Consider the following 14,475-nt stretch of genomic DNA (forward strand, 5'->3'; position numbering starts at 1 on the left):
GAGCCGGCGCTCGTGTCCGTCCCTCAACAAAGGCGGCCCTATTTGAGCCTATCGTTTCGCCCAGCGCAAGGGCGGCGCGCGGGGATTGTCTCCCCTCGCCTTCTGCGATTTAGTCGCACGAACCACCTCATGCCGGGGATTTCCAATGCCAGCTCCCACCTCCCACCCCGATGATCCCGCCCTGCTGCGGATCGACGGTCCGATCGCGACCATCACGCTCAACCGCCCTGCCGCGTTCAACTCGATCGACCTGGCGATTGCACAAAAGCTCGAACAGCTCGCGTCCTATCTCGAAGGCGACGATGCCATCAGGGTCGTGGTGATCGAGGGCGAAGGCCGCGCCTTCTCGGCCGGCGGCGATTTGCAGACGATTGGAGCTGCGGCCGAAGCGGGCACGGTGACGCCGGTCGTCGGCGAGCTGCTCAAGCATTATCACGCCTTCATCGAGACCATCCGGCGCATGCCGAAACTGTCGCTGTCCAGCGTCCATGGCTCGGCCGCCGGCGCCGGCATGGGCCTCGCCTTCGTCACCGATCTCTGCATCGCCGCGGAGGACGCCAAGTTCACGCCGGCCTATGCCAAGATCGGGGTGTCGCCGGACGGCGGCTCGACGGTCGGCATCGTCGGCACGGTCGGAGCCCGCCGCGCGCTCCAGATCTTCCTGTCCGAGGACAATTTTACCGCGCAGCAGGCCCACGAATGGGGCCTGGTCGCCAAAATCGTTCCCGCGACCGGGCTGAAGGCGGCGACGCGGCAGCTCGCCGAGCGTCTCGCGCAGAACCCGCCTGCCGCGATCGCCGGCACCAAGTCGCTGGTCTACCAGGCTGCCACGACGCCGGTGAAACAGCAGCTCGACGCTGAGGAGCACAGGATCGTCTTGGCGATGAATACGGAGGAGTTTCTGCTCGCCGTGAAGAAATTCACGAGCAAGTCGAAGTGACCGTACCGGCACGCGCGTTCTACGGCCTTCGTCACGGCGCGACCGACTGGAATCGCGAGGGACGCTTCCAGGGCCGCACCGACAATCCGCTGAACGAGGACGGTCTGCGGCAAGCGCATGAGGCCGTGGACATGCTGCGCGGCGCCGGCATCAGCCGCATCGTCGCAAGCCCCCTGGTCCGCGCGTCGCGAACGGCCGAGATCATCGCGGCTGCGATCTCGGTGCCGCTCGCGATCGACGACGGCATCATCGAGTTCGACTTCGGTAGCTTCGAAGGCCTCCCCGTTCGCGACCTCATGATCAAGCACGGTGTCAACTCGGCGACGGGCCTCGTCTCGATCCTGCCGGCCGATGGCGAGAGCTGGGACGCCATGACCGAACGGTCGCTGGCTTGCGTCTCCGCTTGGCTCGACCGCCACCCCGACGACAATCTGCTGTTCGTCTGCCACGACGCCGTGATGCAGGGCATGGCAAACGCGCTGTGCGGCAGCTATTTCAAGAACAGCCACGGCACGCCGTTCCGTTACGTGCGCGAGCAGGCGCAATGGCGGATCGAGCAGGTCGCTATTGCGGGCAGATATAGCCCGTCCCCGCCGGCGACTTGAAGCAGCCGACCGACTCCGGAAGCACGTGCCGCGGCAGCCACAGCACGACGCTCGGGAAATAGATCGCGAACGCGATCGTCCCCAGGAACACCACATAGATCGGCAACGCGGCGCGCAAGGCCTTGGCAAAGCTGATGCCGACGAATTTCGAGGCCATCAGCAGCACCAGGCCATAAGGCGGCGTGATCAGGCCGAAGGCGAGCGTGGCGATCAGCACCACGCCCATATGCACGGCATTGATGTCGCCCGCCTCCGTCAGCGTGTTGACCAGCGGCATGAAGATGATGATGGTCGGCACCGGCTCGATGAAGTCGCCGACCACGGTGAACAGCAGCACCATCAGCAGCATGATCAGGTGCGGATCATGACCCGCGATCGAGGTGATCACTTCTGCGATGTAGCTCGCGCCGCGCAAGTAAGCGAGCATCCAGCCGAAGGCGTTGGCGGCGCCGATGGTGATCAGCGGCAGCGAGAAGATCAGCCCGGCGAGGCAGAAATCATAGGGGATCTTCCTGAAGTGGCCGCGGTTGAGCGCGGGGATGACCACAAGGACGATCCAGACCACGGCGACGACGCCGGCCTCGGTGGGCGTGAACCAGCCGGTCAGGATGCCGCCGAGCAGGATCACCGGGATCATCAGCGGCAGGGCCGCATCGCCCGCCGCGAACACCACTTGCCGCAGCGGCGCGCGCGGCTTGCGCAAGCCGGAAGGGCCGAAGAAATAGCAGTAGATCATCAGGCCGAAGCCGATCATCAGACCCGGCACGACGCCCGCCATGAACAGGCCGGCGATCGAGACGTTGCCGACGGCGCCATAAACCACCGCCGTGATGCTCGGCGGCACCAGCGCTGCGATCGTCGAGGCGGATGCGATGATCGCGGCGATGAAGGCGGGCTCGTAGCCCTCGCGCTTCATCGGGCCACCCAGCGCGCGGCTCATCACCGCGACGTCGGCCGTGGTCGAGCCCGACATCTCCGAGAAGAACATGCTGAAGACGACGACCACCTGCGACAGCCCGCCCCTGATATGCCCGACCAGCGACACCGACAGGTTCGCGATCCGCACCACCACATTGGCCGAGCTCATGAGCTCGCCGACCAGCAGGAAGAACGGGATCGCCAGCAGCGCCTCGGAATCGACGCCGTCGAAGATCTTCTGGATGATGGCGGCGAGCGAGACGTCGGACAGGATCGCGCCGATGAAGACGCCGGCCATCAGCGAGAACGGCACGGGCACGCCGAGATAGCCGAAGAAGAGGAAGCAGAACGTCATCAACGACAAGACGACAGGTGCGCTCACGGCTGCGCCCTCATTTGTACGTCGGTAACGACGGGCGCTGCGTCCTCGTCGGGCGGCTCGGGATGGTCAAAGCCGTTGCGCAGGCCGTTGACGAGCTGCTCGATGGTGAAGAGGCCGATCAGCACGCCCGAGAGCGGGATGATCGCATAGAGCGAAGCGATCGGCGTGCCCGACGGCAGGCGAAAACTACCGAAGCCGCGCAGATAGTTCTGGTAGCCGTACCAGATCAGGCAGAAGGCGACGCCGAGCACGACCAGGCGGATGATGACTTCGACGATCAGCCGCGGCGTTCCATGCATCGCCTCGGAGATCGCGGTGAGATAGAGGTGATCGTTGCGCCGCGTCGCGGCCGCCGTGCCGACGAAGATCGCGTAGATGAACAGCGTCGAGGTGACTTCCTGAAGCCACAGCCAGGGATGGCCGATGGTGCGGGTGACGATGTCGGCGGTGACCGACAGCGAGAAGCCGAAGCACAGCACGCCGCAGAGAATCATCAGCGCAAGCTCGAGCCAGTCGAGCCCGCGCCATTTCAGGTGGCGTTGGCGCTGAACGAGCAGTTTGTCGGCGATGGCCATTGTTGCTCCCGTCGTCCCGGCGAAGGCCGGGACCCATAACCCCAGGCCGTTATGATTAAAGCGAGCTGACAGCCATCCTGCCCAAAGCACCGCCGCGGAGTATGGGTCCCGGCCTTCGCCGGGACGACTCGTGGGGGCGCCTGCGCGGGCGACCTAGTTGATCGACCGGATCAAATTCTTGATCTTCTCGGCATGCGGGCCGAGCTCCTTGGCGAGCTTGTCGAGATAGGGATCGGCGATCGTCGTAAAACTCTTCTTGTCGACGTTGTCGACAATCTTGACGCCCATCTTCTTCAGCTTGTCGGCCGCGGTGCGCTCGAGGTCGAACGCCTTCTGCGGTTCCTTGGTGCTGATCTCGTTGGCCGCCGCCTGCACCCACCCCTTCTGCTCCGCCGACAGGCCCTGCCAGAGCTTGTCGGAGATGAACACGAGCGCGTTGTTGGCTTCGTGCTCGGTGATGTTGAGGACCGGCGCGACCTCGTAGTGCTTGTTGACGAGGTAGACGTTGATGCTGTTCTCGGCGACGTCGACCACGCCGGTCTGCAGCGAAGTATAGACGCTGCCGAACGGCATGTGCACGGTCTGGGCGCCATAGGCCGGGAACATCAGGTCTTCGGTCGCGGTCGCCTGGACGCGGACCTTCAGGCCCTTGACGTCGCCGACATTGTGGATTTCCCGCCTGCTGTACATGTGGCGTACGCCCTGCGAGCCGGTCGCGATCACGTGCAGGCCCTGCGTGGTCTCGTCGATCATGGTCTTGAGCGCTTCGAACACGCGGGGATCGGCGAGCCCCTTGACCACGTGGTTCTCGTCGCGGAACAGGAAGTGCAGCGACATCACGCCGGCCTGCGGCGAGATCGTCGCGGTGTTGGCCGAGGAGATGATCGCGAATTCGACGTCGCCGGCTTTCACGAGCTGGAGCACCTGCGGCTCCTGCCCGAGCTGCGCGCCGGGATACTGGTCGATGATCATGGTGCCCTTGCTCAATTCCTTGAGCTTGTCGGCAAAGAGGTCGCCCGCGATCGAATAGCCGGTGTTGCGCGGCTGGTCGTAGGCGAAGCGATAATGCTTCACCTCCTGTGCCCCGGCCCCGGTGACGAACAGCATGGCGGACAGAACCGCCAACCCATGTAAGAATCTCGGCATGGATCGTGCAATCATCGTTTCCCCCTGTTTTATCGCCCGCCGCTTGAGCGGTCTGGGCGTTCGTTCGGGTGGTTGGTCACCCCTTCTCGGTCTGCTTCCCAGTCCTCTGCATGAAATCGAAATCGCAGCCCTCGTCGGCCTGCATAATGGTCTCGTTGAACAGCCAGGCGTAGCCGCGCCGCGCCTCCTCGGGCGCCGCCGCCGGTTTTAATGCCGCGCGCCGCTGCTCCAGCTCGGCGGCATCGACCAGCAGCTCGATGCTGCGCTTGGCGACATCGAGCCGGATCATGTCGCCGTTCTTCACCAGCGCCAGCGGCCCGCCGACGACGGATTCCGGCGTGATGTGCAGCACGATGGTGCCGAACGCCGTGCCGCTCATGCGCGCATCGGAAATGCGCACCATGTCCTTGGTGCCGCCGCGCGCGAGCTTCTTCGGGATCGGCAGATAGCCCGCCTCGGGCATGCCCGGCGCGCCCTTCGGGCCGGCGTTGCGCAGCACCAGCACGTCGTCGGCGGTCACGTCGAGATCGGGATCGTCGACCCGCAAGGTCATGTCCTCGACGGATTCGAACACCACCGCCCGTCCCGTATGCTGCAGCAGCTTCGGGCTTGCGGCGGATTGCTTGATGACCGCGCCGCGCGGGGCGAGATTGCCGTGCAGAACGGCGAGGCCGCCTTCCTTCTTGATCGGATTGTCGCGCGGACGGATCGCGTCCTGGCCGGGCACGTCTTCCGCATTCGCCGCGATATCGCGCAGCGTCTGACCGGTGATGGTCTTCGCGTCGAGATCGACCAGATCGCCGAGCTGCGCCAGCAGCTTCGGCACCCCGCCGGCGTGATGGAAATGCTCCATGTAGTGCTCGCCCGACGGCTTGAGATCGACCAGCACCGGCACCTCGCGGCCGATCTGGTCGAAGACTTCGAGATCGAGCCGGTGCGGCGAGCGATGCGCCATCGCCGTCAGATGGATCAGGCCGTTGGTCGAGCCGCCGATCGCCTGGAGCACGACCTGCGCGTTCTTGAACGACGCCGGCGTCAGCAATTCGCTCGGCTTCGGCCCCTTGGTCTTGGCCATCTCGGCCGCAACCCTGCCGCTCGCTTCCGCAAGACGGAAACGTTCGGCATGCGGCGCCGGGATCGTCGCGCTCATCGGCAGCGACAGGCCCATGGCTTCGATCATGCAGGCCATGGTGGAGGCCGTGCCCATCACCATGCAGGTGCCGACCGACGGCGCAAGACGGCCGTTGACCGCCTCGATCTCGGCGTCGTCGATGTCGCCGGCGCGATATTTCGCCCACAGCCGGCGGCAGTCGGTGCAGGCGCCCAGCACCTCGCCCTTGTGATGGCCGACCACCATGGGGCCAACGGGGATGACCACGGTCGGCAGGTCGGCGCTGATCGCCGCCATCACCTGCGCCGGCAGCGTCTTGTCGCAGCCGCCGATCACGATCACCGAATCCATCGGCTGCGCCCGGATCATCTCCTCGGTGTCCATCGCCATCAAATTGCGCAGGTACATCGAGGTCGGGTGCGCGAAGCTCTCGGCGATCGAGATGGTCGGAAACACGAACGGCATCGCGCCCGACAGCATCACGCCGCGTTTCGCGGCCTCGATGATCTGGGGCACGTTGCCGTGGCAGGGATTGTAGTCGCTATAGGTGTTGGTGATGCCGACGATCGGGCGCTCCAGCGCGTCGTCGGAATAGCCCATGGCCTTGATGAATGCCTTGCGCAGGAACAGCGAGAAGCCGGCATCGCCATAGCTCGTCAGACCCTTGCGCAAGCCACTCGTCATCATGCCACTCCATTCACCTTGCCATTGTCGTACAGTCTGCCCCTCGATTGTCAATAAGATAGGCGTCCATCTGGCAGTTTCTGGATTGTCGCACCGCCAAACGACCGGATTATTGACAATCTGAGCCTTCCCTGCTCCACAGGACAGACCGGCACGGGCCGGAGGCCGAGGGGATGCCCGAGAATCACACCGCAGACAGCATGACGGTCCGGCGCGACGATCCGGACGACGTGGTCGCGCGGCTGGAGGAGGACATCATCTTCGGCCGGCTCGCGCCGGGCGCGCGCCTGACCGAGGACGCGCTGATGTCGGCTTACGGCACCTCGCGGCACTTCGTGCGGCAGGCGCTGGTGGATGCCGAGCGGCGCGGCATCGTTCGCCGCGAGAAGAATGTCGGCGCCACCGTGCGGTTCTATTCGGCTGACGAGGTCCGGCAGATCTACGAGGTCCGCGAGATGCTGACCCGGCAGGCGGCGCTGATGATCCCCCTGCCCGCACCGCAAGGCCTGATCGACGAGCTGACCGCGCTACAGCGGCAATATTGCGCGAAGGCGGACATGCAGGATCTGCGCGGCATCCACGAGGCCAACGACGCCTTCCACCTCGCGCTGTTTTCCGCCTGCGGCAATCCCTATCTGGTGCGCTCGCTCCAGGACTACATGAACCTGACGCTGCCGATGCGTGCCAAGAACCTCGCCGACCGCGAGGGCCTCGCACAGTCGCGGCGCCAGCACGAACTGATGATCGAGCTGTTGAAGGGCCGCGACAGCTGGGCGCTGGCGCAACTCTGCGTCGATCACATGCAGTTCAGCAAGTCGGATTATCTGGCGCGGATTGCGGGGGAGACAACTTAAGCCCCGGTATGGCAGCCGCGCGCAGCTCAATACCGCCTCAGCAGTCCTTGCTCCACGCTGGTCTCGCCATAATCGGCGCAGGCCCTTTTCGGGTTCTTGATCAAATCCGTCCGCACCCGCCTGAACGCCTTGCGCGCCGCCTCGAACACTTCGGGACGGAATTTGCCGGGATCGTAGCTCTCGCCATCACGGGCCTTGATGGCCGCAGCATAGGCGTCGATCATGGCCATCGCGGCCTCAGGACTGCCGAGCAGCCGGGCGCCGAGTTGAACGCCGCCGGCACCATCAACCTCGTAACCGTCGCATCGTTGCTCCAGCACTACGGATGCGGTGACGAGCTGGTCGAGGAACATCGCTTCGGCATCGCTGAGCATGGCGGCTTGCGCCGGTCCTGATAGGATCATCGCGAGCATCGCGACGACTGTCAGCACGATTTCCACGATCGTGTTGCTTGCGGTCACCACGCGGCAGAACATTTGGATTGCTCAGGCGCGCCCCTGACGACCCATGAAAAGGCCGTACAGAAACAGAAGGATGATTGCACCGACCACGCTTCCGATGAAGCCGGCGCCCTCCCCGAACCGGTACCATCCCACGGCCTGGCCGAGCCAGGTCGCAACGAAGGCGCCGACAATTCCCAGCACCGTGGTCAAAATGAACCCTTTGGGCTCGGACTTATCGCCGGGCATGATGAACCTCGCAAGCAGTCCGACGAGAAATCCGATGATGATCGTCCAAAGGATGCCCATGTCCATCGCTCCATTCGGTCAATTCGAAATGTCAAACGTCTGAAGGAATGCGTGATCGCTTGATGGGCCAGACGATGCCGGGAATGACGTTGATCTAGATCAATGGGCCAAAGCAGCCGAGCCGAAAGCTGGAGACCGCTCTTCCTGTGTGAGACGGCGCTCAACGAGCCCGCAACGCGAAGCGGAATGATGCATGGCGATCATCGGCGAGATTACGCACACGACGACCTATCGCTATGCAAAGCCGGTGACGTTCGGCACGCACCGGGCCATGTTCCTGCCGCGGCGTGGGTCCTCGACCCGGCTGCTTCGCTGGTCCGCCTCGACCAGCCTGCCGTCAAAGGTGCATTGGGTCACCGACTCCCGCTCCAATGCCGTCACCGTGATGGACTTCAGCGAGCCCGGCAGCGAGTTGACATTCACCTTCAAGGTTCGCGGCATCTATTTCGGCATCAAGGGGCTGGAGACGTTTCCGCTGGAGCCGCGGGCCGAGGAAATCCCCGTGCAGTATACGCCGGACGATGGACCGATCTTGCAGGATACCTGCGTCCGCATGCCGACGATCCAGACGGCAGCCATGCGGCATGGACCAAAAGCTTCGTTGCCGGCGATCAGGACCGGACTGCCGACCTGCTGCGCCGGATGCTGGGCACGTTTCGCAGCGACTTCAGCTATCGCGGGAGAGACGCGGAAGGCACCCAGTCCCCTGTCGAGACGCTGCGCACGAAATCCGGCACCTGCCGGGACTTCGCCTGGCTCATGATCGAGACGTTGCGCCGCCTCGGCTTTGCCGCGCGCTTCGTCAGCGGCTATCTCTATGATGCAGCGCTCGATGGCGGCGCCGTGGGGATGACCGGCTCCGGCGCCACCCATGCATGAGTGCAGGTGTTCCTGCCCGGCGCCGGCTGGCTCGATTACGATCCAACCAACAGGCTGAGCGCCGGCTTCGACCTCATCCCGGTGGCCATAGCGCGGCACCCGGGGCAGGCCGTGCCGCTGGCCGGCTCGTGGTACGGCGATTCCGGCGACTACCTCGGCATGTCGATCAATGTTGCCGTTCACAAGCTCGGCGAAATGCTCGATCCTTCGGAGGGATAGGCCACAGGCGCTGCGTTCAAACGTCCCAAGGCCGGGCGAGGGCCAGTCAGTGAGAGAAGACGCGCGTGCCAGGAGTCCACGGCCGCTGGCTTCCGACTGGACTGGCCCCGATCTCCCAGCCCGCGCCACCCCACAGGGCGTCAACCACGCCAAGATCGCCCGCGCCGTCACGGACGAAGAAGAGGTTCGGAACGGAGCTGGTCTGCAGCGCCCCGCTTTCGCCGTTGGCCTGCTGCTTCAGGAGACACCAGATATCGGCAAGCTTGCTCTCGGCGCGTGGGCCCAGCTCACCGAGGATTTGCACGGCACTCGAGGATTTATTCAGAACATGAGTCTGCAGAGACGTAGCGTCCGTGGCTTCGACTTTCACGGCGAACCGGCGCGCAAAGGTGGCCCCAAGCCACGAAATCTTGACAGCCGCGGTCGGCGCAATGTCTTCCCTGAAATGCTCGCTCGCAACGAACGATTCGGAACCGGGAATGGCGGCCGTCGACGGGGGATCGAGGGGTTCACCGGGCTTGCGCTTGAGCGAACATTCGATCCTGGCGCGGGGAGCAAGCGACGCCGAGCTGCCGCCATCAGACTTGTTCTCGTCGGCACGCGCACTGAAACTGGATGCCGCCAGAACAATAACGAGCCACGTGTTGAGCGCTAAGCGGCGCATTGTTTGGCGTCCTTGAATTGCCGATTCAAGAACAAGGTAAACTGTAGATTGCGGCTGTAAATCGAGGATTAGGTTTCTGGTTAAGCTTAAAGCAAGGAACTTATTTGAGAGAAATGCAAACAATCTCCGGAACCATGTGCGCCACCCGGCCGCAGCGCGCAACGTAGCCGGACACCTCCAAAGAGGAACTGACGCGCGCCCCTTCTACTTGCCTGCCAAGCGCGCGACAACCTTATCAGCTGGAGGAACCTGCGAGCCCGGTTCGGACACTGGCTGCGTCGAGATCCGGCAGCATCTTGCCTGTGCGTGAAGCGGATCGCTCCACATCCAGCGCACACGCCAGGCAGGATTGTAGGCGTAGGCCGGGATGCGCCAGAACCAGATGGATTCGTAGACGCTATCTCCGAATTGCCCGACATCTGGGCGTGGCGTTGGCCAGGAGGCTGCTGCGACGAGGACGACCGTCAACACCGCGGCCCCCGACAAAACTATCTTGCGCATCTTGCTTCCACAATCGCTGGAATGAAAAGGCGGTCACTTCCGCGTAAGGCAATGCATAGAAGAAACGCTCACATGTTCCGACAATAGAACGCCTATTTCCAAAAACGGAAATCCGGAACTCTACGGTGTGGACGCAGACGTTAGTCGCAAGGGCCCTTCAGACCTGCTGCACAAGCGAACCTCTGCCGGCTCCGGAAAGCGGAGCCGGCGAAGCGCAGGTACGTTCCTGCGAGCATCGACGCTACCGCTTGGTCCAGTCGATGATGCGGCTCGCATCGCCGTCGAACTCGTTGCTGCAGAACGCGCCGCCCTGGTAGTGGTCGCCGATCGGATCCGGCTTCAGCTTGGCTTGCTCCGCCATCGCGTGCGCCACGTGATCCTCGGAGCGGCCGGTCGGGCGGTAACCGAATTCGTAGGCGCGGTGGTTGTCCCACCAGGCGCGCTCGTTCAGGGAGGCGCCGTAGAAGACCTCGAAATGGATGCCGGGATGTTCGAGCCCGATGCGGCAGAGCTGCACGAGGTCGTCGGGCTTCAGCCAGATCGAGAGCCGGCGCTGGTCGAGCGGCATGTCGCCGAAATTGCCGATGCGAAGGCACGTCACCTTCAGGCCGTGCTTGTCGGCGTAGAGCGCGCCGACCGCTTCACCGAACACCTTGCTGACGCCGTAGCGGCCGTCGGGGCGCGGGGTGACGTCGGTGCCGATCTTGTGATGGCGCGGATAGAAGCCGACGGCGTGGTTGGACGAGGCGAACACCACGCGCTTGACGCCCTTGCGGTAGGCGGCCTCGAACAGATTGTAGCCGCCGATGATGTTAGCCTGGAGGATGTCGTTCCAGGGGCCTTCGACCGAATAGCCGCCGAAATGGATGATGCCGTCGACGCCCTCGCAGATCGCCTCGCACTGCGCGAGATCGGCGAGATCCGCCGCTTTGAACTTTTCGTTCGCGCCGAGATCGGCGGGCGGCTTGATGTCGGAGAGCAGGAGATCCGGATAGATCGGCGGCAACAGCTTTCGCAGGCTCGTGCCGATTCCGCCCGAAGCTCCCGTCATCAAAATACGCGGCATGTCTTCCCTCGCCTGTGGTGACCGATTTGCGGCCGTAGATAACTGATGCTAGCAGACTTGGACAGAGGGAACGCAACAACGAGACCTGCACATGAACGATGCATCGTCCCACACTCAAGGCTGGCGGCCGGCGACGTATTACCCCGATCCGGCGATAAAAGCACTCGATCCCCGCTTCGAAAAATACTGGCTGAAGCTTTCCGCCGTGGAACGTCTGGCCACCGGCCTGCGCTGGGCCGAAGGGCCGGTCTGGTTCGGCGACGGGCGGTATCTGCTCTGCAGCGACATCCCGAACCAGCGCATCATCAAATGGGAGGAGGAGACCGGCGCGGTCTCGGTGTTCCGCAAGCCCTCCAATTTCGCCAACGGCAACACGCGCGACCGCCAGGGCCGGCTCGTCACCTGCGAGCATGGCGGCCGCCGCGTGGTGCGCACCGAATACGACGGCAGCATCACCGTGCTGATGGATTCCTTTGGCGGCAAGCGGCTGAACTCGCCGAACGACGTCGTGGTGAAGTCCGACGGCTCCGTCTGGTTCACCGATCCGACCTTCGGCCTGCTCGGCAATTACGAGGGCTACAAGGCGGAGCCGGAGATCGACCCGAACGTCTACCGATACGATCCCGCAACGGGCAAGGCGACCATCGTCGCCGAGGGCGTGCTGGGGCCGAACGGGCTGTGCTTCTCGCCGGACGAGACAATCCTCTATGTCGTGGAATCGCGCGGGGTGCCGAACCGCAAGATCCTCGCCTATGACGTCTCGGCGGACGGCACCACCATCTCCAACAAGCGCGTCTTCATCGACGCAGGTTCCGGCACGCCTGACGGCATGCGCTGCGATATCGACGGCAATCTCTGGTGCGGCTGGGGCATGGGCGATCCCGAACTCGACGGCGTCGTTGTGTTCGCACCCGACGGCGTCATGATCGGCCGCATCGCCCTGCCCGAGCGCTGCGCCAATCTCTGCTTCGGCGGCGTCAAGCGCAACCGCCTGTTCATGGCGGCGAGCCAGTCGATCTACGCGCTGTATGTGAACACGCAGGGCGCGGTGGGGGGATAGGCGCTCCTCTCTCCTCCGTCATTCCGGGGCGCGCCGTCTTCGGCGCGAACCCGGAATCCATCGTGCGCAGAGTCCGCTGCCAAATGGATTCAGGGCTCGTCGCTTCGCGACGCCCCGGAATGACGCGACGAAAAAACGCCGGAGCGGTTTCCCGCTCCGGCGTTATGTTCTCGTTCAAGCGATAGAGCTTACGCCGCGTTGAAGCCGGCGACGGCCTTCACCTCGAGGAAGTCCTCGAGGCCGTACTTGCCCCACTCGCGGCCGTTGCCGGACTGCTTGTAGCCGCCGAACGGCGCGGTGCGGTCGTTGGGCACGCCCTGGAGGTTGACGTTGCCGGCGCGGATCTGCCGGCCGACGCGCTTGGCGTCCTCAACCGAAGCGCCCGAGACATAGCCCGCGAGACCATACGGCGTGTCGTTGGCGATCTGCACGGCCTCAGACTCGTCCTTGGCGCCGATGATGGTCAGCACCGGCCCGAAGATTTCTTCACGGGCGATCGTCATCTCAGGGGTGACGTCGGCGAAGATGGTCGGACGGACGTAGAAGCCCTTGTTGACGCCCTCGGGCAGGCCCGGGCCGCCGGCGACGAGCGTTGCGCCCTCGTCGATGCCCTTCTTGATGAGGCCCTGGATCTTGTCCCACTGGCCGCGGTTGACCACGGGGCCGATGGTGGTGCCGTCGGCACGCGGATCGCCCGCCTTGGTCTTGTCGGCGACCGCCTTCGCGATCGCGGCGACTTCCTTCATCTTCGAGGCCGGCACGATCATGCGCGAGGGCGCGTTGCAGGACTGGCCGGAGTTGTTGAACATGTGCATCACGCCGCCGGTCACCGCCTTGGTCAGGTCGGCGCCTTCGAGGATGACGTTCGGCGATTTGCCGCCGAGCTCCTGGCTGACGCGCTTCACGGTCGGCGCGGCGCGCTTGGCAACGTCGATGCCGGCGCGGGTCGAACCGGTGAACGAGATCATGTCGATGTCGGGATGCTCGCTCATGGCGGCGCCGACCTCGGGGCCGAGGCCGTTGACGAGGTTGAACACGCCCTTCGGCACGCCGGCTTCATGGAGGATTTCCGCAAAGATCAGCGCCGAGGTCGGGGTGAACTCCGACGGCTTCAGGATCATGGTGCAGCCGGCGGCGAGCGCGGGCGCGACCTTGCAGGCGATCTGGTTGAGTGGCCAGTTCCAGGGCGTGATCATGCCGACCACGCCGATCGGCTCGCGCAGCACCATGGCGGTGCCGACCGGCTCCTCGAAATGATAGTTCTTGAGCACGTCGAGCGTGGTCATGAGATGGCCAAGGCCGGCGCCGGCCTGCAGCTTCTCCGCCATCGGCAGCGGCGCGCCCATCTCGTCGGAGACGGCAGCGCCGATCTCCTTGAGGCGGCCCTTGTAGATCTCGATGACTTTGGTGAGCAGCGCGACGCGCTCCTCGCGGCTGGTCTGGGAGAACGTTGCAAAGGCGCGCTTGGCGGCGGCAACGGCCTTGTCGACATCGGCCTTGGAGCCGAGCGCAACCTCGTACATCGCCTCTTCCGTCGCCGGATTGACCACGGCGGTGGACTTCTTGACGGCGGGATCGACCCAGGCGCCGTCGATGTAGAATTGCATGCGATTGACCATCGTTAACCTCTTCTTGGGGGCATGGTGGGGGCGTTTCGGCAGGCATCCTTGCACGAAAGCGCCGGCAATTGAACCCGCCATATGCGGGGCCAGCGTTGCGGCGGACGGAGGGTATATGAGCCGATGGCGGGAACGAGGCAAGGTGGCAACCGACGTCGTCCTGGCGAAAGCCACGACCCATTACCACCAACCTTGGTTGGCTTGCTCAGGCATCGACCGCCCGTCGCCTACAATCACTGCCGCGGCGTATGGGTCCCCTGAGTTCACAAACGAAGTGCAACACTTCCAACTGGAGGTGTTNCCATGGGGCGGACTTACAAACAGCTCTCCCTTGACGATCGATGCGAGATTGCCCGCCTTTCGGCCAATGGCAACTCGGTCGGGCAAATCGCGGCAGCTTTGGATCGCCCGCCATCAACGATCTCTCGGGAGCTGAGGCGGAACCGTGGCAGGCAGGTCGGCTACAAGCCAAGCTATGCTCAGCAGCAGACCCGGGCGCGGCG

At 64.2% G+C, this 14,475-nt stretch carries 16 protein-coding genes and 1 pseudogene; 8 read left to right on the forward strand and 9 right to left on the reverse strand.

Annotated elements, in window-relative coordinates; all coding sequences use genetic code 11:
* The first annotated feature begins 145 nt into the window (after positions 1-145).
* Both A3M7_RS0134405 and A3M7_RS0134410 read left to right on the forward strand, forming a co-directional pair.
* Positions 146-940, forward strand: coding sequence for an enoyl-CoA hydratase/isomerase family protein (locus A3M7_RS0134405; protein WP_027547982.1), 795 nt, complete (start codon positions 146-148; stop codon positions 938-940).
* Positions 937-1,545: a histidine phosphatase family protein gene (locus tag A3M7_RS0134410; RefSeq protein WP_027547983.1), complete on the forward strand. Its 609-nt coding sequence runs from the start codon at positions 937-939 to the stop codon at positions 1,543-1,545. Before A3M7_RS0134405 ends, A3M7_RS0134410 begins: the two co-directional genes overlap by 4 nt.
* On the opposite strand, the gene A3M7_RS0134415 is transcribed toward A3M7_RS0134410, so the two are convergent.
* The 4 genes from A3M7_RS0134415 to A3M7_RS0134430 all read right to left on the reverse strand — a co-directional run bounded on the left by A3M7_RS0134415 (position 1,505) and on the right by A3M7_RS0134430 (position 6,361).
* Positions 1,505-2,845: a TRAP transporter large permease gene (locus A3M7_RS0134415; protein ID WP_027547984.1), complete on the reverse strand. Its 1,341-nt coding sequence runs from the start codon at positions 2,843-2,845 to the stop codon at positions 1,505-1,507. The genes A3M7_RS0134410 and A3M7_RS0134415 overlap by 41 nt on opposite strands.
* A complete protein-coding gene (locus tag A3M7_RS0134420; protein ID WP_027547985.1) occupies positions 2,842-3,420 on the reverse strand; it encodes a TRAP transporter small permease in 579 nt (192 codons plus the stop codon). Before A3M7_RS0134420 ends, A3M7_RS0134415 begins: the two co-directional genes overlap by 4 nt.
* Positions 3,421-3,573: 153 nt before the next feature.
* A complete protein-coding gene (locus A3M7_RS0134425) occupies positions 3,574-4,581 on the reverse strand; it encodes a TRAP transporter substrate-binding protein (RefSeq protein WP_027547986.1) in 1,008 nt (335 codons plus the stop codon).
* Between the two features lie 61 nt (positions 4,582-4,642).
* Positions 4,643-6,361 carry an IlvD/Edd family dehydratase gene (locus tag A3M7_RS0134430; RefSeq protein WP_027547987.1) on the reverse strand — a complete coding sequence of 573 codons (1,719 nt, stop codon included), beginning with the start codon at positions 6,359-6,361 and terminating at the stop codon, positions 4,643-4,645.
* 173 nt (positions 6,362-6,534) lie between these two features.
* On the opposite strand from A3M7_RS0134430, the gene A3M7_RS0134435 reads away from it, so the two are divergent.
* Complete coding sequence (locus A3M7_RS0134435; RefSeq protein WP_027547988.1) at positions 6,535-7,215, forward strand: GntR family transcriptional regulator; 681 nt, start codon at positions 6,535-6,537, stop codon at positions 7,213-7,215.
* Between the two features lie 26 nt (positions 7,216-7,241).
* Here the strand turns inward: A3M7_RS0134435 and A3M7_RS0134440 are convergent, their stop codons facing one another.
* Positions 7,242-7,628 carry a hypothetical protein gene (locus tag A3M7_RS0134440; protein WP_198033866.1) on the reverse strand — a complete coding sequence of 129 codons (387 nt, stop codon included), beginning with the start codon at positions 7,626-7,628 and terminating at the stop codon, positions 7,242-7,244.
* 72 nt (positions 7,629-7,700) lie between these two features.
* On the reverse strand, positions 7,701-7,964 hold the full coding sequence (locus A3M7_RS0134445) for a GlsB/YeaQ/YmgE family stress response membrane protein (protein ID WP_027547990.1): 264 nt from the start codon (positions 7,962-7,964) through the stop codon (positions 7,701-7,703).
* Positions 7,965-8,157: 193 nt separating this feature from the next.
* Between A3M7_RS0134445 and A3M7_RS50835 the strand changes: the two are divergent.
* From A3M7_RS50835 to A3M7_RS50845, 3 genes and pseudogenes are all read left to right on the forward strand, one after another.
* Positions 8,158-8,337 (forward strand): annotated as a pseudogene (locus tag A3M7_RS50835) (transglutaminase N-terminal domain-containing protein); the annotation flags it as partial.
* Between the two features lie 269 nt (positions 8,338-8,606).
* Positions 8,607-8,843, forward strand: a complete 237-nt coding sequence (locus tag A3M7_RS50840; protein ID WP_245284382.1) for a transglutaminase family protein — start codon at positions 8,607-8,609, stop codon at positions 8,841-8,843.
* Between the two features lie 6 nt (positions 8,844-8,849).
* On the forward strand, positions 8,850-9,062 hold the full coding sequence (locus tag A3M7_RS50845; RefSeq protein ID WP_245284383.1) for a hypothetical protein: 213 nt from the start codon (positions 8,850-8,852) through the stop codon (positions 9,060-9,062).
* A gap of 46 nt (positions 9,063-9,108) precedes the next feature.
* On the opposite strand, the gene A3M7_RS0134455 is transcribed toward A3M7_RS50845, so the two are convergent.
* Both A3M7_RS0134455 and A3M7_RS0134460 read right to left on the reverse strand, forming a co-directional pair.
* Positions 9,109-9,849 (reverse strand): hypothetical protein, encoded by a 741-nt coding sequence (locus tag A3M7_RS0134455; protein WP_245284384.1) that lies wholly within the window; start codon positions 9,847-9,849, stop codon positions 9,109-9,111.
* Between the two features lie 619 nt (positions 9,850-10,468).
* Positions 10,469-11,293 (reverse strand): NAD(P)-dependent oxidoreductase, encoded by an 825-nt coding sequence (locus A3M7_RS0134460; RefSeq protein ID WP_027547992.1) that lies wholly within the window; start codon positions 11,291-11,293, stop codon positions 10,469-10,471.
* Positions 11,294-11,384: 91 nt separating this feature from the next.
* Here A3M7_RS0134460 and A3M7_RS0134465 point away from each other — a divergent pair, with 91 nt between their 5' ends.
* Positions 11,385-12,353: an SMP-30/gluconolactonase/LRE family protein gene (locus A3M7_RS0134465; RefSeq protein WP_027547993.1), complete on the forward strand. Its 969-nt coding sequence runs from the start codon at positions 11,385-11,387 to the stop codon at positions 12,351-12,353.
* Positions 12,354-12,541: 188 nt separating this feature from the next.
* Here the strand turns inward: A3M7_RS0134465 and A3M7_RS0134470 are convergent, their stop codons facing one another.
* Complete coding sequence (locus A3M7_RS0134470) at positions 12,542-13,972, reverse strand: aldehyde dehydrogenase family protein (RefSeq protein ID WP_027547994.1); 1,431 nt, start codon at positions 13,970-13,972, stop codon at positions 12,542-12,544.
* 303 nt (positions 13,973-14,275) lie between these two features.
* Here A3M7_RS0134470 and A3M7_RS47580 point away from each other — a divergent pair.
* Positions 14,276-14,475: helix-turn-helix domain-containing protein (locus tag A3M7_RS47580; RefSeq protein WP_156937065.1), on the forward strand; the 200-nt coding region annotated here is incomplete at its 3' end.

The organism is Bradyrhizobium sp. WSM2254 (assembly GCF_000472645.1).
GTDB classification, from domain to species: Bacteria; Pseudomonadota; Alphaproteobacteria; order Rhizobiales; family Xanthobacteraceae; genus Bradyrhizobium; species Bradyrhizobium niftali.

Excerpts from the sequence above, each read along its gene's own strand:
- A3M7_RS0134405 (WP_027547982.1), top strand. The coding sequence starts at position 146 with ATGCCAGCTCCCACCTCCCACCCCGATGATCCCGCCCTGCTGCGGATC.
- A3M7_RS0134420 (WP_027547985.1), bottom strand. The coding sequence starts at position 3,420 with ATGGCCATCGCCGACAAACTGCTCGTTCAGCGCCAACGCCACCTGAAA.
- A3M7_RS0134425 (WP_027547986.1), bottom strand. The coding sequence starts at position 4,581 with ATGATTGCACGATCCATGCCGAGATTCTTACATGGGTTGGCGGTTCTG.
- A3M7_RS0134430 (WP_027547987.1), bottom strand. The coding sequence starts at position 6,361 with ATGACGAGTGGCTTGCGCAAGGGTCTGACGAGCTATGGCGATGCCGGC.
- A3M7_RS0134435 (WP_027547988.1), top strand. The coding sequence starts at position 6,535 with ATGCCCGAGAATCACACCGCAGACAGCATGACGGTCCGGCGCGACGAT.
- A3M7_RS0134440 (WP_198033866.1), bottom strand. The coding sequence starts at position 7,628 with ATGCTCGCGATGATCCTATCAGGACCGGCGCAAGCCGCCATGCTCAGC.
- A3M7_RS0134445 (WP_027547990.1), bottom strand. The coding sequence starts at position 7,964 with ATGGGCATCCTTTGGACGATCATCATCGGATTTCTCGTCGGACTGCTT.
- A3M7_RS50840 (WP_245284382.1), top strand. The coding sequence starts at position 8,607 with ATGCTGGGCACGTTTCGCAGCGACTTCAGCTATCGCGGGAGAGACGCG.
- A3M7_RS0134460 (WP_027547992.1), bottom strand. The coding sequence starts at position 11,293 with ATGCCGCGTATTTTGATGACGGGAGCTTCGGGCGGAATCGGCACGAGC.
- A3M7_RS0134465 (WP_027547993.1), top strand. The coding sequence starts at position 11,385 with ATGAACGATGCATCGTCCCACACTCAAGGCTGGCGGCCGGCGACGTAT.
- A3M7_RS0134470 (WP_027547994.1), bottom strand. The coding sequence starts at position 13,972 with ATGGTCAATCGCATGCAATTCTACATCGACGGCGCCTGGGTCGATCCC.